The following is a 16895-nucleotide window of genomic DNA, read 5'->3' as shown; positions in this document are numbered from 1 at the left end:
GGATTCTGGCAAGCTTCGTGCATGGCGGCAACCCGCCATCGTCACGGCTGGGGCGACGGCGCCGGTGTCGGGGTGGCGTTGCCGCGATCCGGCACGGTGAAACGGCCGGTCACCCGCCCGCCGGTCCCGCCTTCGATGCGCGGGCCGCCGGTCGCGGCGCCGTCGACCGAGGCGCGGCCGCTGTCGAGGTCGTAGACCAGCCGCGCGCCGCGCAGGTGGTTCGCGCCCTGATCGAGGATGACGTTGCCGAGCATGGTGATCTGGCGCCGGTCGAGGTCGTAGATCGCGAAGTCGCCGCGTGCGGTTTCGCCGCGGCTGCGCACCACGACCCCGCCGGCCGCGTCGAGCCGGCGGATCTGGATGCTGCTGCCGGATGCGGTGTCGGCATAGGCGACGGTCACCCGCTGCGAATCGAGCGCCAGCCCGGATTGGCGGACGCGGACATTGCCGGAAAAGATCGCCCGGTCGGCGCGATCCTGCACCTCGATCCGGTCGGCTTCGACATCGACCGGGGCACGGGTATCGTGGTTCTTCAGCGACTGGGCATGCGCCGGCATCCCGCTTGCACCGAGCAGGAGGAGGGAGAGGAACGGGACGAGACGCGTCATTTTGTTCCCTTGGCCGCGCGCTGGTCGATATGCAAGCGGGCGCGGCCCTCCAGCCGGACGATGCGCTGGTTGAGGTCGGCGCTCATCCGATCGCCGCTGAACGTGCCGAGCGGCATCTGGCCGTCGACCGCGCCGCGGCTGGTGGCCAGGCGGTTGCGGATGTCGACGTCGACGTCGCGGGTCAGGATGCGGTAGCCGTCGGCCGAACGGAACAGTACCGGGCCGTCGACGGCAACGGTTTCCCGATCCATGTCGTAGCGGCCCTGGTTGGCGGCGATCACCGCCGGTCCTTCCTGCATCTCGATCCGCGCGGTCAGCCGTTCGAGCCGGACCACCGGATCGGCGGAACTGCGCTGCACCGCCGAGCCGGCGCTGAGCACGAACGGCCGGTCCCTGCTATCGCGGCCGCGGTAGTTGGCGGCGACGACACGCATCCGTTCCTTGGCGACGGCGACCTTGCCCTTGTCGAGCACGAAGCTCAGGTCCTTGCCGGTGGTCAGCGGGGCGATCGCCAGCAGCGCGGTCAGCCCGCCGATCGCCGCCGGCAGCACGACCCGCAGCACCCGGATCAGCGAATCGTGCGGGCTGCCGGGCGCCGCCCAGCGCCGTCGCGCCGACTGCTGGCGGATGGCGATTTCAGACATGGGCGAAGATGTCGATCTCCGGCCAGCCGGCAAGGTCGAGCGCGGCGCGATGCGGCAGGAAATCGAAACAGGCCTGGGCGAGCGCCGCGCGCCCCTCGCGCGCCAGCCGGCGATCGAGTTCCTCCTTCAATTGATGGAGGTAGCGGACGTCGGAAGCGGCATAATCCTTCTGCGCGTCGCTCAGCACCGGGCCGCCCCAGTCGGACGACTGCTGCTGCTTCGAGATGTCCTGGCCGAGCAGTTCGCGAACCAGTTCCTTCAGGCCGTGGCGGTCGGTGTAGGTCCGCACCAGCCGCGACGCGGTCTTGGTGCAATAGACCGGCGCGGCCATCACGCCGAGATAGGCCTGGATCGACGCCAGGTCGAAACGGGCGAAATGATAGAGCTTCAGACGGGCGGGGTCGGTCAGCACCGCCTTCAGCACCGGCGCGGCATAGCTGCTGCCGGGGCCAAAGCGGACGAGATGCTCGTCGCCGCCGCCGTCGGAAATCTGGACGAGGCACAGCCGGTCGCGGCCGGGGTGGAGCCCCATCGTCTCGGTATCGACGGCAACGGCGGCGCCGGCGGCGAACACGCCCTCCGGCAGATCTTCTTCGTGGAAATGGACAGCCATCAGCGGGCAATAGGCGCGCTGGGCCGCCGGCTCAATGGCCGATCATTCGCCGCCATGCCCAGCCGACCGCCGCCGCGCCCGCCGCGCCGCCATGTTCAGCCCCTCGACCAGCGCGGAGAAGGCCATCGCGGTGTAGATATAGCCCTTGGGCACATGGACGCCGAAGCCGTCGGCGATCAGCACCAGGCCGATCATCAGCAGGAAGCCGAGCGCCAGCATCACCACCGTCGGGTTGTCGGCGATGAAGTTGGCGAGCGGGTCGGCGGCGAGCAGCATCACCGCGACGGCGGTGATCACCGCGACGACCATGATCGGCACATGGTCTGTCATGCCGACTGCGGTCAGGATCGAATCGATCGAGAAGACCAGGTCGAGCAGCAGGATCTGGACGATCGCGCTGCCGAACGACAGTGCCACGGCGCCCTTCTTGTCGAGCATGGCGTGCGACGGCGTCGGGTCGACGCTGTGGTGGATTTCGGTTGTCGCCTTCCAGATCAGGAACAGGCCGCCGGCGATCAGAATCAGGTCGCGCCACGAAAAGGCGGTTTCCAGCGCCGGCCCATGATCGCCGTCGATGACGAAACCGAGGTCGAAGACAGGCGTCGTCAGCCCGACCAGCCACGATACGGTGAGTAGCAGGCCGAGCCGCAGCCCAAGCGCCAGCGATATGCCCAGCCGCCGCGCGTGCTGGCGCTGCCCTTCCGGCAGGCGGTTCGACAGGATCGAGATGAACACCAGGTTGTCGATGCCGAGCACGACCTCCAGCACCACCAGCGTGGCAAGCGCCGCCCAGGCCGTCGGGTCGGATAACAGGGTGACGATCGCGTCCATCGATGTGCCTCTGGCTTCGGCCGGCCGGCCGGGAAGTGTGTTATTGCCGCACTCTATAGGGATGAATAGTCATCAATTGGCGTGGCCATTCCGAAATTATTCGCCCGATGATGTTTTTTTCGCTATGAATGACTAGTCGGCGCGACTCTGGTTTGCGTGCCGTAGGTCTTGCACCCGTCGCCCGGTGTGCAAGGTCTCGCGTTAAGTCGGGCGGACCGGGAAAGATCAACAGGGCATGAGTTTTGAGAGAGGGCGGCGCGGCCAGCGTGGTGGGCGCGATAAACGCGACGGTTTCGGCGACGAGCATTTCGACGGTTACCAGGACAGGGGCAGCAGCCGGTTCGGCGGTGGCGATAGCTACGGCGGTGGCGGTGGTGGCGGCGGTTACGGCGCCCCGCGCGGCGGCGGCTTCGGCGGCGGCGGGGCCGGTGGTGGCTTCGGCGGCGGCGGGCGCGGCGGCATGCCCGCCCAGGTCGTCGGCGAAGGCAAGGGTGTCGTCAAATTCTTCAACGGCCAGAAAGGCTTTGGCTTCATCGTCCGCGACGATGGCGGCGAGGATGTGTTCGTGCACATCAGCGCGGTCGAGCAGGCCGGGCTGACCGGCCTGGCGGAGGGGCAGCCGCTCGGCTTCACCCTGGTCGATCGTGGCGGCCGCGTGTCGGCCACTGACCTGAAGATCGAGGGCGAGCCGTTGCCGGTGACCGATCGTGGCCCGCCGCGGGACCGCGATGCTGGCGGCGCGCCGCGTGGCGGGCCGCAGCGGCAGCTGACCGGCGAGAAAGCGTCGGGGACGGTCAAGTTCTTCAACGCGATGAAGGGCTTTGGCTTCATCCAGCGCGATGACGGCCAGCCCGATGCCTTCGTGCACATCAGCGCAGTCGAGCGGGCAGGGCTGCCGGCATTGAATGAAGGCGACCGGCTGGAGTTCGAGCTGGAGGTCGATCGGCGCGGCAAATACGCCGCGGTCAACCTACAGGCGATCCAGTAGCATCTGGGCCGGCGGCTGCCGGCCCGCACGGAATGGACGAACGATCCCCGGCGGAGCCTGCGCTTCGCCGGGGGTCTTTTGTGGCCTTGGCGGCGGGAGCGTCCGCCGCGGCGTCTATGCTGCAACGCCGTCCGCACCTTTGGTCCTGCACACGCCGCGGTTCGTAGCGGATGGAACGATGCGCTTGGCTCCTGCCCGCGCAGGAGTGCTGTTTCACCCTTATGGACGGACTCCAGCCGTCAGGCGCGGTCCTCGACCAGGGCGATCGACAGATGCGCGCGAATCCGCTTCAGCTCGGCAATCAGCGCAGCGGGCACGCCGCTCGTTGCCTGGGCAGGTTGCGCGGCGACCGGGGCCGGCGGCGGCGCGTCACCGTGCGGATGGGCGCCGAGCAGCTTCTGCACGCCCTTGATCGTATAGCCTTCCTGGTTCAGCAGCCGGTTGATCCGGCGCACCAGCGCTATGTCGTCGGGGCGGTAATAGCGGCGCTTGCCGGCGCGCTGTAACGGCCGTAACTGCGGAAAGCGCGTTTCCCAATAGCGCAGAATATGCTGCGGTAGAGCCAGTTCCTCGGACACTTCGCCGATGGTGCGGAACGCGCCGGCGGCTTTGTCCTCGGACATTACGGTCAGCCGGCGCGGACGATGCGGTCGCGCATCATCTGGCTGGCGCGGAAGGTCAGCACCCGCCGCGGCGCGATCGGCACCTCAATCCCGGTCTTGGGATTGCGGCCGATGCGCTCGCCCTTGTCGCGCAGCACGAAACTGCCGAAGCTGGAGATCTTTACATTCTCCCCCTTCGCCAGCGCATCGCTGATATGGCCGAGCAATTGTTCGACGATCGTCGCCGATTCAGCACGCGACAGGCCGATTTCAAGATGAATCGCCTCCGCCAGATCAGCGCGCGTCAAAGTTCCCGGTTCAGCCATTCCTTAGTGCCCTCACTACCCCTCGCCAGCGCATAGTATACCAATCCACTGCTGGGTAAAAGCGCAGTACTGCTAGTGCTTTAGTAGCGTAGGATCGACGCGCCCCAGGTGAAGCCGCCGCCCATCGCCTCCAGCACCACCAGGTCGCCGCGCCGGATGCGTCCGTCGGCGACGGCGGCGTCGAGTGCAAGCGGCACCGACGCGGCTGAGGTGTTAGCGTGGCGGTCGACGGTCATCACCACCTTTTCGGGCGGCAGGCCCAGCTTGCGCGCGGTCGCGTCGAGGATGCGGGCATTGGCCTGGTGCGGCACCAGCCAGTCGATCGCGTCGGCGGAAACACCCGCTTGCTCGAGCACCTCGTTCATCACTGCCGCCAGATTGACGACGGCGTGGCGGAATACCTCGCGCCCCCTCATCCGCACCTTGCCGACGGTCTCCGTCGTCGACGGGCCGCCGTCGACATAGAGCAACTGGTTGTGCCGCCCGTCGGCATGCAGGCGCGTGGCGAGGATGCCGCGATCGCTGCCCTGCTCCGCGCCGAGGACGATGGCGCCGGCGCCATCCCCGAACAGCACGCAGGTGGCGCGGTCCTCCCAGTCGAGGATTCGGCTGAACGTCTCCGCGCCGATGACCAGCGCGGTCCGCGCCGCGCCGGTGCGGATCATGCTGTCGGCGACCGAAAGTGCGTAGAGGAAACCGGAGCAAACTGCCTGCACGTCGAACGCGACGCAGTCGTCGATGCCGAGCGCCGCCTGCACCTTGGTCGCTGTCGCGGGAAAGGTCTGGTCCGGCGTCGCGGTGGCGAGGACGATCAGGTCGACGGCGTCGGCAGCGATGCCGGCAGCTGCGAGTGCCCGGCGCGCCGCGTCGGTTGCCAGCGTCGCCGTCGTTTCGCCTTCCCCGGCGATGTAGCGGAAGCGGATGCCGGTGCGTTCGACGATCCATGCATCAGTGGTGTCGACGGTTTCGGCCAACTCGGCATTGGAGACGCAGCGCCGGGGCAGCGCGGACCCGGTACCGAGAATAACGGAGCGCGTCGTCATTGCGCGGCGGCCGGTGCCGTCGGCGCCTGCGCGCCGATGCCGGCAAGGTCGTCGGCGATCCGCCGGCCGATATCGTCGTGCACCAGCTTGGCGGCGACGCCGATCGCATGGGCGACCCCGCCCGGGTTGGCACCGCCATGGCTTTTGACGACGATGCCGTTCAGGCCGAGAAACACCGCGCCGTTGTGGTTGTTCGGATCAAGATGGGTGCCGAGCATGTGGAAGGCCGGGCGCGACAGCACGAAGCCCGCCTTGGATCGCAGCGAGCTGGTGAACGCCCGGCGCAACAGGTCGGTGATCATCCGCGCCGTGCCTTCCATCGATTTCAACGCGATATTGCCGGTGAATCCATCGGAGACGACGACGTCGACATCGCCGCGACCAAGCCGATCGGCCTCGATATAGCCGTCAAAGCGCAGCGCCAGGTGCGGCGCCGCGCGCAGCATCGCCGCCGCCGCCTTGACCTCGCTGGTGCCCTTCAACTCTTCCTCGCCGATGTTGAGCAGGCGGACGCGCGGCCGGGTCAGGCCATTGACGGTGCGGGCGTAGGCGGCGCCCATCACCGCGAATTCGGCAAGGTTGCGCGCATCACACTCGGTGTTGGCGCCAAGATCAAGCATCACCAGGTCGGTGTCGCCCAGCGTCGGCAGCAGCGCGGCCAGCGCCGGCCGGTCGATGCCCTTCAGCGTGCGCAGCGTGATCTTGGCCATCGCCATCAGCGCGCCGGTATTGCCGGACGACACGGCGGCGTCCGCATTGCCGGCCTTCACCGCGGTGATCGCCAGGCCCATCGAGCTGGTCTTGATCCGGCGCAGCGCCGCGCTCGGCTTGTCGGTGCCGGCGATGACATCCGCCGCCGGCACGATTTCCGAAGCGGCGGCAAGATTGGGATGGCTGGCCAGCCCGGCGCGGATCTGCGCCTCGTCACCGACCAGCAGGAAGCGCAGCGCGGTATTCTGGCGGCGCGCAAGGGCAACGCCGTCCAGCATAACGGCCAGCCCCTCGTCGCCGCCCATCGCGTCAATCGCAATCCGCGGCGCACCGCTCACTCGCCGCACCTCCCGGTAAGCGTGACCGTCAGGCCCCGATCGAAACGACCTCGCGGCCGTTATAATGCCCACAGGACGGGCAGATATTATGCGGGCGCTTCAGCTCGCCGCAGTTCGAGCATTCCTGGAAGGCGTGGGCCGACAGCGCGTCATGGCTGCGGCGCATGTTGCGCTTCGAAGGCGAAGTCTTTCTCTTTGGCACTGCCATGACGGCACCTGTTCCAATCCGAATCCAACCATGTACGCAGGGAAGGCCGCTGAAGAACAACGGCCTTTGGGGCCGCGGACCTTTGGCGGCCGACTGTGCGCAAGCGAGCCTGCGCCTATAGCGATTCCCGCCATCGTTGCAAGCGCCGAGTCCGCGTGGCATGCCGCTGTCGATAGCGGGGAGGGAAAGATGATCCTGCCGATCACCCTGACGATAACCGGCGCTGCGGCGCTGCTCAACGTCTGGCTTGGCTGGCGCTGCGGCCAGGTGCGCACGCGCGAGAAGATCCTCATCGGCGACGGCGGCAACCCGCTGCTCATTGCGCGGATGCGCGCCCACGCCAATTTCGTCGAATACACCCCGATCGTGCTGATTCTGATCGGCCTGATCGAGTTGGCGGAAGGGACCAGCCCGTGGTTGTGGGCAGTCGGCGTCGTCTATGTCCTTGCCCGCATCTGCCACGCCTTTGGCATGGACGGGGTGGTGCGGCTGCGCTTCATCGGCACGGCGGTGACGATGCTGACGCTGGTCGGCCTCGGCATCTGCGCCATCGTCATCCCCTTTGCTTCCGGCGGGCGGATCAGCGAGGCGGTGACGATCGGCGCGGCACAGACGGCACCGGCGGCGATGCTGACGCTGCCGCGCGTATCGCTGCAATAGCCGCTCAGCCGGCGGCGATTACCGAATCGGCCACGAACGGGTTGCTGCGCCGTTCGTGCGCGAAGTTGGACATCGGGCCGTGGCCCGGCACGAAGGCGGTGTCGCCGCCCAGCGGCCACAGCTTGCCGGTGATCGCGTCGATCAGATCCTGATGATTGCCGAGCGGAAAGTCGGTGCGGCCGATCGACCCTTGGAACAGCACATCGCCGACGATCGCCAGCTTCGACGCCGGGTGGTGGAAGACGACATGGCCGGGCGTGTGGCCCGGGCAGTGGATGACGTCGAGGACAAGATCGCCGATTGTCACCGTATCGCCGTCCGCCAGCCAGCGGTCCGGCTCGAACACCCGCCCGTCGACGCCGTAACGGCGGCCATCGTCCTCCAGCCGCGCAATCCAGAAGCGGTCGGCCTCGTGCGGTCCCTCGATCGGCACGCCCAACTCCTTGGCCAGCGTCCCCGCCTCGCCGCAATGGTCGATATGGCCGTGGGTGATCAGGATCTTCTCGATCGTGACGCCGGCCTTGGTTGCCGCATCGCGGAGCCGGGGCAGGTCGCCGCCCGGATCGACGAACGCCGCCTTGTTGGTCGCGGTGCACCACAGCAGGGTGCAGTTCTGCTGCAACGGCGTGACCGGCACGATCGCCGCCTTCAGGGGGGGATTGCTCATCGCCCGGAGATGGCGTGGCCGGCGCGCCGGCGCAAGCCGTGGCGGCCCCTTGCCATCGCGCGCGGTTCCGGCTTTGACGCCCGCGTGACCCTGCCCGAACCGTTCGTCCTGCTCGATGATGCCGGCCCCGGTGGCGGCGCGCGCCTGTACCGCGCACCGGCGGAGATCGTCCGCGCCGACCGGCCGGAGGAACTGACGCCGGCGCTGGCGCGGCTGCGCGCATCGTCGCGCCACGCCGCCGGTTTCCTGTCCTACGAGGCGGGGCATGCGCTGGAACCGGCGCTGGCCGGCGTCGCCCGCGCGCCCATCATGCCGCTGCTGTGGTTCGGCCTGTTCGACCGGGTCGAGACGGTCGACGCCGACGCGGTGCTGCCCGACCCGGCCGGCGCCTGGGCCGGGGCGCCGCGCCCGCCCGTCGATGCCGCCACCTATCAGGCGATGGTCGTGGCGGCGCAGGCGGCGATCACCGCCGGCGATATCTACCAGGCCAATATCAGCTTTGATGCCGCTGTGCCCGTGCTCGGCGATCCGCGCGCGCTCTATGCCGGGCTGCGCCGCCGCCAGCGGGCCGGGCACGGCGCACTGCTGTTCACCGGCACCGACTGGCTGCTGTCGCTGTCGCCGGAACTGTTCTTCACGCTGGAGGACGGCATCCTGACAGCGCGGCCGATGAAGGGCACCGCGCCGCGCACCGGCGACGATGCCGCCGCCGTCGCCCGCCTGCGCGCCGACCCGAAGCAGCGGGCTGAAAACCTGATGATCGTCGACCTGCTGCGCAACGACCTGGCGCGGGTCGCGACGCCGGGCAGTGTCGCCGTGCCGCGGCTGTTCGCGGTCGAGAGCTACCCGACCGTCCACCAGATGACGTCGACGGTCATCGCCCGGCTGGCGGCGGAGCGCGACGCGGTCGACGCACTGGTGGCGCTGTTCCCGTGCGGATCGATTACCGGCGCGCCGAAGCTGCGGGCGATGGAACTGATCGCCGCGATCGAAGGCCGGGCGCGCGGAATCTATACCGGCGCGATCGGCAGACTTGATCCGGACGGCGATGCGGCGTTCAATGTCGCGATCCGCACGCTCCACCTGCGCGCGGGGGCACAAACGGCGTCGCTGGGGCTGGGCGCCGGGATCGTGGCCGACAGCGTACCGGCGGCCGAATGGCGCGAATGTCTGGACAAGGGAGCGTTCGTGGCGACACCGGCGGGATTCGACCTGATCGAGACGATGGCCTTCGATCCGGTCGACGGGCTGCTCCGCCTCGACCTCCACCTTGCGCGGATGAAGGCGAGCGCCGAGGCATTCGGCTTTCCGTTCGATCGGCATCAGGCGCGTAATGAATTGCAGGCGGCGACTTTTCGCCTGCGCGATTCGGCACGGGTACGGCTGCTGCTCGCCGCCAACGGCGCGCTGGCGGTGGAGGCGCGGGCGGCACCCGCCGCGCCGGACGGCCCGGTCGGCGTGGCGCTGGTGCCGCTGCCCGTCGCGCCGGCCGACATCCGCCTGCGCCACAAGACCAGCGACCGTGGCTTCCTGACCGCCGCCCGCACCGCCGCAGGATCGTTCGAGGTGGCGTTCGTCGACCCCGACGGCTTTTTGACCGAGGGCAGCTTCTCCACCCTGTTCGTCGCGCGCGGAGACCGGCTGCTGACCCCGCCTGTGGCGCGCGGGCTACTGCCCGGCATCCTCAGGCAGGAATTGCTCGACAGCGGGCGGGCCGAGGAGGCCGACCTGACACCCGCCGACCTTGCCGATGGCTTTCTGATTGGAAATGCCCTGCGCGGCCTGTTGCCCGCACGAGTCGTTGCGCTATAGCGCCGCCGCGCCGCAACATAAGGAAACGCCATGCCCCGCCTCTCCGCCGCGATCGACCGCATCCAGCCGTCGGCTACCCTCGCCATGACCGGCCGGGTATTCGAGCTGAAGCGCCAGGGTGTCGACGTGATCGGCCTGTCGGCGGGCGAGCCGGATTTCGACACGCCGGATTTCGTCAAGGAGGCGGCGATCGAGGCGATCCGCGCCGGCAAGACCAAATACACCCCGGTCGACGGCACCGCCGAGCTGAAGCAGGCGGTGATCACCAAGTTCAAGCGCGACAACGGCCTGACCTACGAGGCGAATCAGGTCAGCGTGAATGTCGGCGGCAAGCATACCCTGTTCAACGCGCTGGTCGCGACCGTCGACGCGGGCGACGAGGTGATCATTCCCGCGCCCTATTGGGTCAGCTATCCCGACATCGTCGCCTTTGCCGGCGGCACCCCGGTGATTGTCGCCGCCGGGGCGGACCAGCAGTACAAGATCACCCCGGCCCAGCTTGAGGCGGCGATCACCCCGCGCACCCGCTGGGTGCTGCTCAACTCGCCGTCCAACCCCAGCGGCGCCGCCTATTCGGCCGACGACCTGAAGGGGCTGGGCGAGGTACTGCGCCGCCACCCGGACGTGCTGATCCTGACCGACGACATGTACGAGCACATTTTCTACGCCGACTATGCGTTCGCGACGATCGCCCAGGTCTGCCCCGACCTCTACGAGCGTACGCTGACCGTGAACGGCTGTTCCAAGGCCTATGCGATGACCGGCTGGCGGATCGGCTTTGCCGGCGGCCCGGCCTGGCTGATCAAGGCGATGGCCAAGCTGCAGTCGCAGTCGACGTCCAACCCCTGCTCGATCGCGCAGGCGGCGGCAGTGGCGGCGTTGACCGGCCCGCAGGCGTTCCTGAAGGAACGGCAGGAGGCGTTCCGCAAGCGGCGCGACCTGGTCGTCGCCATGCTGAACGCCGCGCCCGGCCTGACCTGCCCGACGCCGGAAGGCGCCTTCTACGTCTATCCCGATGCCGCCGGCTGCATCGGCAAGACGACGCCGAAGGGCGCGGTGATCGACAACGACGAGGCGCTGATCGGCTATTTCCTCGACGAGGCGCGGGTCGCCGCCGTCCATGGCGGCGCCTTCGGCCTCAGCCCCGGTTTCCGCGTCAGCTATGCGACGTCGGAAGCGGTGCTGACCGAGGCGTGCACCCGCATCCAGCAAGCCTGCGCCGCGCTGCGCTGACCCGGCCGGCTGAACGCCAGCCGACCGCCGGGTTAAGCGAACTGTCATCATTGCGCGGCTAGCTGGAAAAGCGACCGCAGCCGCCAGACGGGGATTCTGTTCGTGACCGCCTTTTTCCGTTCCGACCTGTTCCGCCATTTCGCCGCCGGATTCGCCCTCGTCGCCATTGCCGTCATCGGCCTGGCGCCCGATTCGGAGGCCGATTCCGCCGCGGCCGCGGCGGTGGCGGTGGAACAGCCCGCCCGCTGACCGCGGAGAGCGGGCGCTACGGCTCGCGGATATCCGCGTCGCCGCGATATTTCAGCTCAAGATATTTGCCGCGGGTGGCGAGGGCATCGAGATCGCCCGACGCAAGCTGCTCCGTCATCCGCGCCAGTTCGCTGTCGACCAGTTTCAGCCCGTCGAGAAGCTGACTGTCGGGACTGGGGCCGTCGCGCCCCTCGCGGCGCAGGCTGGCCGGCACGCGCTGATAGCCCTTGACCAGCTCCGGCAGATCCTCGCCGATCAGGCGGCGGACTTCGGCGGCGGCCGGTTCGCGCGGGTCGAGGCCGTTGAGCTGCGGCGCGATCGCGTCGAGGCGGACGCCGATGCCGTCGACCAGCCGGGCGGCCGGGGCGGGAAGCGCCGCGCGCTGGCGCTCCAGCCATTCCTCGGTGCGGCCGGGGAGCAGGGCGAGGTCGGTCTGGACCAGCGCCTCGGCGCTCGGCTCCGGGCGGCGGGAAAAGGCCAACACCGCGCCCCAGGCGACGACGAGGGCGAGGGCGGTGACGAGTACGCCGGTATCGCCGATCGGCCCGAGGACCAGCCCGGCGACGATCGCGGCGAGAAAGATCGCGACGGTGGCGCCGAACAGCCGTCGCGCCACCCGCCAGAACGCCCGGCGGCGGCGCTCGCGGGCGCGACGCGCCCTCGCCCGCCCTTCCGGCGACACGCGCCGCATGAATTCCTCGGCGTGGCGGATGATGCTGTCGCTGTCGACCAAGGCCGGTCCTTACCCCGCCTGCTCCAGCGCGCCGAACGGATCGGGGCCGGACGGCAGCGCCTTCGCCTGTTCGGCGCCCTCGGCGCGGGCGATATAGCCCTTCGATTTCTCGACCTCGACCGACAGGGTGTTGACCGTCGTCTTCATCGAATCGAGCGCCTTCAGCTTGAATGTGTCGATCGAATCCATCGTGTCGTAAATGTTCTGGAAGGCGCGTTGCAGCACCTCGATCGGGATCGTCGCCGACGCTGCCTGCTCGTGGATGCGGCCGGTCTGCTCCTTCAGCATCTTGCCGGTGCCGTCGATGATGTTGGCGGTCGTGGTGTTGAGCTGGGTGATCTGTTCCAGCACCAGTTTCTGGTTGGTCAGCGCCTGGGCGACGGTGACCGCGGTGCGCAGTGCGGAGACGGTGGTGGTCGAGGCGCGGTCGACGCCCTTGATCAGCTCGACATTGTTCTTCTTGACCAGATCGAGCGCGAGATAGCCCTGCACACTGACCGCCATCTGGGTCAGCAGATCCTGGGTGCGCTGGCGCACATAGAACAAGGCGGTTTCGCGGATCGCCTTGGCCTTGGCCGGATCGCTGGCGTCGAGGTCGTTCGCCTTGTCCTCCAGCTGGGCATCGAGCGCCTTCGACATGTGGATCATCTGTTCCAGGCGGCCCATCGCCGCCCACAATTTCTGCCGCTCGACCGCGATCGCGGCATTATCCATCAGCAATTCGTCCTTGCCGCCGGCGAGGCGGGTCAAGATGGTGGCGATGTGGCTCTGCGCCGATTTGTAGCCGTCGAAATAGTCGCGCATCTTCGACCCGAACGGGATGATGCCGAACAGCTTCTTCGGGGCGAGCAGGTTGCCGCGCCGCGACGGATCGAGATCCTCGATCGTCTGGCGGAGCTGCAGGAGGTCGTTTCCGACGCCCGATTCCTGGTCCATCGCGCGGACCGGCCGGTCGAGGAAGCGGTTGCTTTCACCGGCGGCGGCGCGGATCTCCTTCTGGCCGAGGGCGGTGATCGAATCGACGCGCTTGCCGAATTCCGGGCTGTTGACGTCCTGCGCGATCAAGTCCTCGACAAAGGCGGAGACTTTCTGGTCGAGCGCGCTCTTCTGTCCGCTGTCGAGGGGCACGAGGCCGGCCGCCTTTTCCGGCGCGACGGCAGGAACCGGATCGGGGGCGTTGAGGACGAGATCGGCCTCCGCCGTCTGGGTTGGGGTGCTTGCCATGGGTGCTCCTGCCCGCGTTTCCCACCAAGATTAGGCGCTTTGGTCGACCGTTCAAGCGCGTTCGTGGAAGGTGGCGGTGTGTCGGTCGACGGGCGGGCACCGCTTCGGCCTGACTCTAGCGCGGCTGGCGATAGGGCGTGAAATCGCCGAGCAAGCAGAACGAACCGGGCATCGTCGATCCAGGCTGGAGCGTGTAGAAGCGGTCGCCCCGGCAATATTGGCCGCCGAACGTCTCGGTCACCAGCGTCCGCGCCGGGGCAAGGCCGGGGCAGGGCGCATCGAGCCGGCTGACCCACAGGGTGCGGCCGTCGCGATAGGCGAGCGTGCGTTCGTCTATGATCCGCAATGCCTCGCTGCCGTTCGACGTGGGCACGCAGTGCGCCGGCTTTCCGGCGGTTCGGCCGGCGATGTCCTTCGCCAGCTGCCGCTGCGCGCCGGTCGGTTCCCCGGCGCCACTTAGCGCGAGTACGGGCAGCAGGAGCAGCGGCAGGGCGAGGCGAGTCATCACCTGTATTTATAGCACTGATCGGTCCGCCATGCCCCAGCGAAGATGCCCGGGCGAACGCGCCCCTTTCCGCGCCGCACCATTTAGGCTATGCGCGACCGCCCGCTTTTTCGCGCACCATCGGAATTCTGAATGAGCCTTCGCAACGTCGCCATCATCGCGCATGTCGATCATGGCAAGACCACCCTTGTCGACCAGCTTTTCCGCCAGTCCGGCACGTTCCGCGACAATCAGCGCGTCGAGGAGCGGGTGATGGACTCGAACGACCTGGAACGCGAGCGCGGGATCACCATCCTCGCCAAGTGCACGTCGGTCGAGTGGGACGACCATGCCGGCAACAAGACCCGGATCAACATTGTCGACACCCCCGGCCACGCCGATTTCGGCGGCGAGGTGGAGCGCATCCTGTCGATGGTCGACGGCGTCATCCTGCTGGTCGATTCAGCCGAAGGGGCGATGCCGCAGACCAAGTTCGTCACCGGCAAGGCGCTGGCGCTGGGCCTGCGCCCGATCGTCGTCGTCAACAAGATCGACCGCGCCGACGCCCGCGCGCAAGAGGTGCTGGACGAGGTGTTCGACCTGTTCGTATCGCTGGAGGCGAGCGACGAGCAGCTTGATTTCCCGGTGCTGTTCGCGTCCGGCCGCAACGGCTATGCCGGCGACAATCCGGACGTGCGCGAAGGCACGCTGGCGCCGCTGTTCGAAACGATCGTCCGCCACGTACCGGCACCGAAGGCCGACCCGAACGGGCCGTTCAAGTTCCTCGTCACCCTGCTCGACCGCGATAATTTCCTCGGCCGCATCCTGACCGGGCTGGTCCATTCCGGCACCGTCAAGCTGAACATGCCAGTCCACGCGCTCGACGGTGACGGCAACGTCATCGAAACCGGCCGCGCGTCAAAGCTGCTCGCGTTTCGCGGGCTGGAGCGGGTGCCGGTGGAGGAAGCGGGCGCTGGCGACATCATCTCGATCGCCGGGCTGGCCAACACCACCGTCGCCAATACCATCGCCGACGTCAGCGTCAGCGAGCCGCTCCATGCCCAGCCGATCGATCCGCCGACCCTGTCGATGCGCTTCGCGGTCAACGACAGCCCGATGGCCGGGCGCGAGGGCAGCAAGGTGACCAGCCGGATGATCCGCGACCGCCTGTTCCGGGAGGCGGAAAGCAATGTCGCGATCAAGATCACCGAGGCGGCCGACAAGGACAGCTTCGAGGTCGCCGGGCGCGGCGAATTGCAGCTTGGCGTGCTGATCGAGACGATGCGCCGCGAAGGGTTCGAGCTGGGCATCAGCCGGCCGCGCGTGCTGTTCCGCGAGGAGAACGGCGCGCGGCAGGAGCCGTATGAAACCGTCGTCATCGACGTCGATGACGAGCATTCGGGCACCGTCGTCGAGAAGATGGCGATCCGCAAGGCGGAGCTGACCGACATGCGCCCGTCCGGCGGCGGCAAGACGCGGATCACCTTTTCCGCCCCGTCGCGCGGGCTGATCGGCTATCACGGCGAATTCCTGTCCGACACGCGCGGCACCGGCATCATGAACCGGCTGTTCGAGAAATACGGGCCGTACAAGGGCGTGATCGAGGGGCGGAAGAACGGCGTGCTGATCTCCAACGGCGGCGGCGAGGCCAATGCCTATGCGCTGAACGCGCTGGAGGATCGCGGCATACTGATGGTCGCGCCGGGTGACCCGCTCTACGAGGGGATGATTATCGGCGAGAACGCCAAGCCGGACGACCTGGAGGTCAACCCGATGAAGGCGAAGCAGCTCACAAACTTCCGCGCCAGCGGCGGCAAGGACGACGCGATCCGGCTGACCCCGCCCCGGCGGCTGACGCTGGAACAGGCGATCGCCTATATCGACGACGACGAGATGGTCGAGGTGACGCCGAAGTCGATCCGGCTGCGCAAGCGCCATCTGGATCCGCACGAGCGCAAGCGGGCGTCGCGCGCCAAGGCGGCCTGACCCTCCCGTGCCGTCCGTCCCGTTTCGGGACGGCGACTCGCGCGGCCATGCCCGCCCCGCGTGACAGCATGGTTACCGGCGCGGTCATCAAACTGTCAGCCCCGGATGGAAGGAGGGCGCTGTCCACCGCCGCATGCCGGCGAATCGGACGCATCAAGTCCTTCATGGGGAATCTTCATCATGCTCAAGTCCAGTTTCGTTCTGGCCGCCGTCGCGCTCGCGGCTGCGGTCCCGGCATCGGCCGTGGTCGTCACCCCGGTCAGCGTCACCGCATCCAGCACCCAGACCCATGGCGGCTTCTACAAGGCCGAGAATCTGATCAACGGCAGCGGCCTGTCCGGCGACCTGCACGACTCGAATTTCGCCAATATGTGGATGACCAACCAGGGTGTGGGCGCGGCGCAGGCGCTGCTGACCTTCGACCTGGGCGCGGTCTACACGCTGACCAGCGCCGACATCTGGCAGTATAATTTCGGCACCAACACGCCGGTCATCTCCACCCTCGACCGGGGGGTGAAGGATTTCCGCATCCTGACCTCGCTCGACGGCGCCAGCTTTGCCGAGGTGTTCAGCGGCCGGATGGAACGGGCGCCTGACGGCTCGCCGATCGGCGCGCAGCGTTTCGCGATCGGTGGCGACGCGCGCTACGTCCAGATCGACATTCTCAGCAACTATGCCGAGGGGACGATCTACACCACTTATTCGGCTGGCCTGTCGGAAGTCCGCTTCAATGCGGTGCCGGAGCCGGCGACCTGGGCGATGATGATCGGCGGTTTCGCGCTGGTCGGCGGCGCGGTGCGCCGCACCCGCCGCGCGGCGCCGCTGGCGGCCTGATCGCTGATCAGCGAACGGGGGCGGGAAGGGGCAGCGCCTTTTCCCGTCGCTTTCGCGCCCGCCGTGCGCGGAATTTCCACCATCGGCGTTTGAATTGCAGG

The 16895-nt window shown here is 68.1% G+C and carries 20 protein-coding genes; 7 read left to right on the top strand and 13 right to left on the bottom strand.

All coding sequences use genetic code 11. The features are described 5' to 3' along the window. Window positions 1–41: 41 nt before the first annotated feature. Genes E4A53_RS12245 through E4A53_RS12230 form a run of 4 tightly spaced genes read right to left on the bottom strand, consistent with a single transcriptional unit; the run spans window position 42 to window position 2696 of the window. A complete protein-coding gene (locus E4A53_RS12245; RefSeq protein WP_136163404.1) occupies window positions 42–608 on the bottom strand; it encodes an LptA/OstA family protein in 567 nt (188 codons plus the stop codon). Further along, window positions 605–1252 (bottom strand): LPS export ABC transporter periplasmic protein LptC, encoded by a 648-nt coding sequence (lptC, locus tag E4A53_RS12240; RefSeq protein WP_136163403.1) that lies wholly within the window; start codon window positions 1250–1252, stop codon window positions 605–607. Before lptC ends, E4A53_RS12245 begins: the two co-directional genes overlap by 4 nt. After that, the gene (locus E4A53_RS12235) at window positions 1245–1865 is read right to left on the bottom strand and encodes a ribonuclease D (RefSeq protein WP_136163402.1); all 621 of its coding nucleotides are present in this window, start codon (window positions 1863–1865) and stop codon (window positions 1245–1247) included. The genes lptC and E4A53_RS12235 overlap by 8 nt, the downstream gene beginning before the upstream one ends. Window positions 1866–1907: 42 nt before the next feature. Next, window positions 1908–2696 (bottom strand): TerC family protein, encoded by a 789-nt coding sequence (locus E4A53_RS12230; RefSeq protein WP_136163401.1) that lies wholly within the window; start codon window positions 2694–2696, stop codon window positions 1908–1910. Between the two features lie 235 nt (window positions 2697–2931). Here E4A53_RS12230 and E4A53_RS15020 point away from each other — a divergent pair, with 235 nt between their 5' ends. Beyond that, window positions 2932–3684 carry a cold-shock protein gene (locus E4A53_RS15020; RefSeq protein ID WP_136163400.1) on the top strand — a complete coding sequence of 251 codons (753 nt, stop codon included), beginning with the start codon at window positions 2932–2934 and terminating at the stop codon, window positions 3682–3684. A gap of 239 nt (window positions 3685–3923) precedes the next feature. Here E4A53_RS15020 and E4A53_RS12220 read toward each other — a convergent pair whose 3' ends face one another. The 5 genes from E4A53_RS12220 to rpmF all read right to left on the bottom strand — a co-directional run bounded on the left by E4A53_RS12220 (window position 3924) and on the right by rpmF (window position 6912). After that, window positions 3924–4307 carry a MerR family transcriptional regulator gene (locus tag E4A53_RS12220; protein ID WP_136163399.1) on the bottom strand — a complete coding sequence of 128 codons (384 nt, stop codon included), beginning with the start codon at window positions 4305–4307 and terminating at the stop codon, window positions 3924–3926. 5 nt (window positions 4308–4312) lie between these two features. Next, a complete protein-coding gene (locus tag E4A53_RS12215) occupies window positions 4313–4612 on the bottom strand; it encodes an integration host factor subunit alpha (protein WP_136163398.1) in 300 nt (99 codons plus the stop codon). Window positions 4613–4692: 80 nt separating this feature from the next. Next, the gene (locus E4A53_RS12210; protein WP_136163397.1) at window positions 4693–5655 is read right to left on the bottom strand and encodes a beta-ketoacyl-ACP synthase III; all 963 of its coding nucleotides are present in this window, start codon (window positions 5653–5655) and stop codon (window positions 4693–4695) included. Continuing rightward, complete coding sequence (gene plsX / locus E4A53_RS12205; RefSeq protein WP_136163396.1) at window positions 5652–6704, bottom strand: phosphate acyltransferase PlsX; 1053 nt, start codon at window positions 6702–6704, stop codon at window positions 5652–5654. The genes E4A53_RS12210 and plsX overlap by 4 nt, the downstream gene beginning before the upstream one ends. Before the next feature lie 28 nt (window positions 6705–6732). Further along, window positions 6733–6912, bottom strand: a complete 180-nt coding sequence (gene rpmF, locus E4A53_RS12200; protein WP_136163439.1) for a 50S ribosomal protein L32 — start codon at window positions 6910–6912, stop codon at window positions 6733–6735. 189 nt (window positions 6913–7101) lie between these two features. Between rpmF and E4A53_RS12195 the strand changes: the two genes are divergently transcribed. Further along, window positions 7102–7572: an MAPEG family protein gene (locus E4A53_RS12195; protein WP_136163395.1), complete on the top strand. Its 471-nt coding sequence runs from the start codon at window positions 7102–7104 to the stop codon at window positions 7570–7572. A 4-nt stretch (window positions 7573–7576) separates the two neighbouring features. On the opposite strand, the gene E4A53_RS12190 is transcribed toward E4A53_RS12195, so the two are convergent. Next, entirely contained in the window at window positions 7577–8239 is a 663-nt protein-coding gene (locus E4A53_RS12190; protein ID WP_136163394.1) for an MBL fold metallo-hydrolase, read from the bottom strand. Between the two features lie 9 nt (window positions 8240–8248). Here E4A53_RS12190 and pabB point away from each other — a divergent pair, with 9 nt between their 5' ends. From pabB to E4A53_RS14685, 3 genes are all read left to right on the top strand, one after another. Beyond that, on the top strand, window positions 8249–10051 hold the full coding sequence (gene pabB / locus E4A53_RS12185) for an aminodeoxychorismate synthase component I (RefSeq protein WP_206366315.1): 1803 nt from the start codon (window positions 8249–8251) through the stop codon (window positions 10049–10051). A 30-nt stretch (window positions 10052–10081) separates the two neighbouring features. Then, entirely contained in the window at window positions 10082–11284 is a 1203-nt protein-coding gene (locus E4A53_RS12180) for a pyridoxal phosphate-dependent aminotransferase (RefSeq protein ID WP_136163393.1), read from the top strand. A 102-nt stretch (window positions 11285–11386) separates the two neighbouring features. Next, entirely contained in the window at window positions 11387–11533 is a 147-nt protein-coding gene (locus tag E4A53_RS14685; protein WP_168694382.1) for a hypothetical protein, read from the top strand. A gap of 16 nt (window positions 11534–11549) precedes the next feature. On the opposite strand, the gene E4A53_RS12175 is transcribed toward E4A53_RS14685, so the two are convergent. The 3 genes from E4A53_RS12175 to E4A53_RS12165 all read right to left on the bottom strand — a co-directional run bounded on the left by E4A53_RS12175 (window position 11550) and on the right by E4A53_RS12165 (window position 13995). After that, window positions 11550–12266, bottom strand: a complete 717-nt coding sequence (locus E4A53_RS12175) for a hypothetical protein (protein WP_136163392.1) — start codon at window positions 12264–12266, stop codon at window positions 11550–11552. 9 nt (window positions 12267–12275) lie between these two features. Further along, window positions 12276–13490 carry a toxic anion resistance protein gene (locus E4A53_RS12170; protein ID WP_136163391.1) on the bottom strand — a complete coding sequence of 405 codons (1215 nt, stop codon included), beginning with the start codon at window positions 13488–13490 and terminating at the stop codon, window positions 12276–12278. A 115-nt stretch (window positions 13491–13605) separates the two neighbouring features. Continuing rightward, window positions 13606–13995 carry a hypothetical protein gene (locus E4A53_RS12165; RefSeq protein WP_239018289.1) on the bottom strand — a complete coding sequence of 130 codons (390 nt, stop codon included), beginning with the start codon at window positions 13993–13995 and terminating at the stop codon, window positions 13606–13608. A 132-nt stretch (window positions 13996–14127) separates the two neighbouring features. On the opposite strand from E4A53_RS12165, the gene typA reads away from it, so the two are divergent. Then, window positions 14128–15960 (top strand): translational GTPase TypA, encoded by a 1833-nt coding sequence (gene typA / locus E4A53_RS12160; RefSeq protein ID WP_136163390.1) that lies wholly within the window; start codon window positions 14128–14130, stop codon window positions 15958–15960. A 180-nt stretch (window positions 15961–16140) separates the two neighbouring features. Continuing rightward, entirely contained in the window at window positions 16141–16794 is a 654-nt protein-coding gene (locus E4A53_RS12155) for a PEPxxWA-CTERM sorting domain-containing protein (RefSeq protein WP_168694381.1), read from the top strand. The last annotated feature ends 101 nt before the right edge of the window (window positions 16795–16895 follow it).

This window comes from Sphingomonas flavalba (assembly GCF_004796535.1).
GTDB lineage: Bacteria > Pseudomonadota > Alphaproteobacteria > Sphingomonadales > Sphingomonadaceae > Sphingomonas_L > Sphingomonas_L flavalba.
This window is presented reverse-complemented; position numbering and strand designations above follow the sequence as displayed.

What these genes read in the sequence shown, in the direction of transcription:
- E4A53_RS12245 (WP_136163404.1), bottom strand. Translation starts at nt 608, where the DNA reads ATGACGCGTCTCGTCCCGTTCCTCTCCCTCCTCCTGCTCGGTGCAAGC.
- lptC (WP_136163403.1), bottom strand. Translation starts at nt 1,252, where the DNA reads ATGTCTGAAATCGCCATCCGCCAGCAGTCGGCGCGACGGCGCTGGGCG.
- E4A53_RS12235 (WP_136163402.1), bottom strand. Translation starts at nt 1,865, where the DNA reads ATGGCTGTCCATTTCCACGAAGAAGATCTGCCGGAGGGCGTGTTCGCC.
- E4A53_RS12230 (WP_136163401.1), bottom strand. Translation starts at nt 2,696, where the DNA reads ATGGACGCGATCGTCACCCTGTTATCCGACCCGACGGCCTGGGCGGCG.
- E4A53_RS15020 (WP_136163400.1), top strand. Translation starts at nt 2,932, where the DNA reads ATGAGTTTTGAGAGAGGGCGGCGCGGCCAGCGTGGTGGGCGCGATAAA.
- E4A53_RS12220 (WP_136163399.1), bottom strand. Translation starts at nt 4,307, where the DNA reads ATGTCCGAGGACAAAGCCGCCGGCGCGTTCCGCACCATCGGCGAAGTG.
- E4A53_RS12215 (WP_136163398.1), bottom strand. Translation starts at nt 4,612, where the DNA reads ATGGCTGAACCGGGAACTTTGACGCGCGCTGATCTGGCGGAGGCGATT.
- E4A53_RS12210 (WP_136163397.1), bottom strand. Translation starts at nt 5,655, where the DNA reads ATGACGACGCGCTCCGTTATTCTCGGTACCGGGTCCGCGCTGCCCCGG.
- rpmF (WP_136163439.1), bottom strand. Translation starts at nt 6,912, where the DNA reads ATGGCAGTGCCAAAGAGAAAGACTTCGCCTTCGAAGCGCAACATGCGC.
- E4A53_RS12195 (WP_136163395.1), top strand. Translation starts at nt 7,102, where the DNA reads ATGATCCTGCCGATCACCCTGACGATAACCGGCGCTGCGGCGCTGCTC.
- E4A53_RS12190 (WP_136163394.1), bottom strand. Translation starts at nt 8,239, where the DNA reads ATGAGCAATCCCCCCCTGAAGGCGGCGATCGTGCCGGTCACGCCGTTG.
- pabB (WP_206366315.1), top strand. Translation starts at nt 8,249, where the DNA reads ATGGCGTGGCCGGCGCGCCGGCGCAAGCCGTGGCGGCCCCTTGCCATC.
- E4A53_RS12180 (WP_136163393.1), top strand. Translation starts at nt 10,082, where the DNA reads ATGCCCCGCCTCTCCGCCGCGATCGACCGCATCCAGCCGTCGGCTACC.
- E4A53_RS12170 (WP_136163391.1), bottom strand. Translation starts at nt 13,490, where the DNA reads ATGGCAAGCACCCCAACCCAGACGGCGGAGGCCGATCTCGTCCTCAAC.
- E4A53_RS12165 (WP_239018289.1), bottom strand. Translation starts at nt 13,995, where the DNA reads ATGACTCGCCTCGCCCTGCCGCTGCTCCTGCTGCCCGTACTCGCGCTA.
- typA (WP_136163390.1), top strand. Translation starts at nt 14,128, where the DNA reads ATGAGCCTTCGCAACGTCGCCATCATCGCGCATGTCGATCATGGCAAG.
- E4A53_RS12155 (WP_168694381.1), top strand. Translation starts at nt 16,141, where the DNA reads ATGCTCAAGTCCAGTTTCGTTCTGGCCGCCGTCGCGCTCGCGGCTGCG.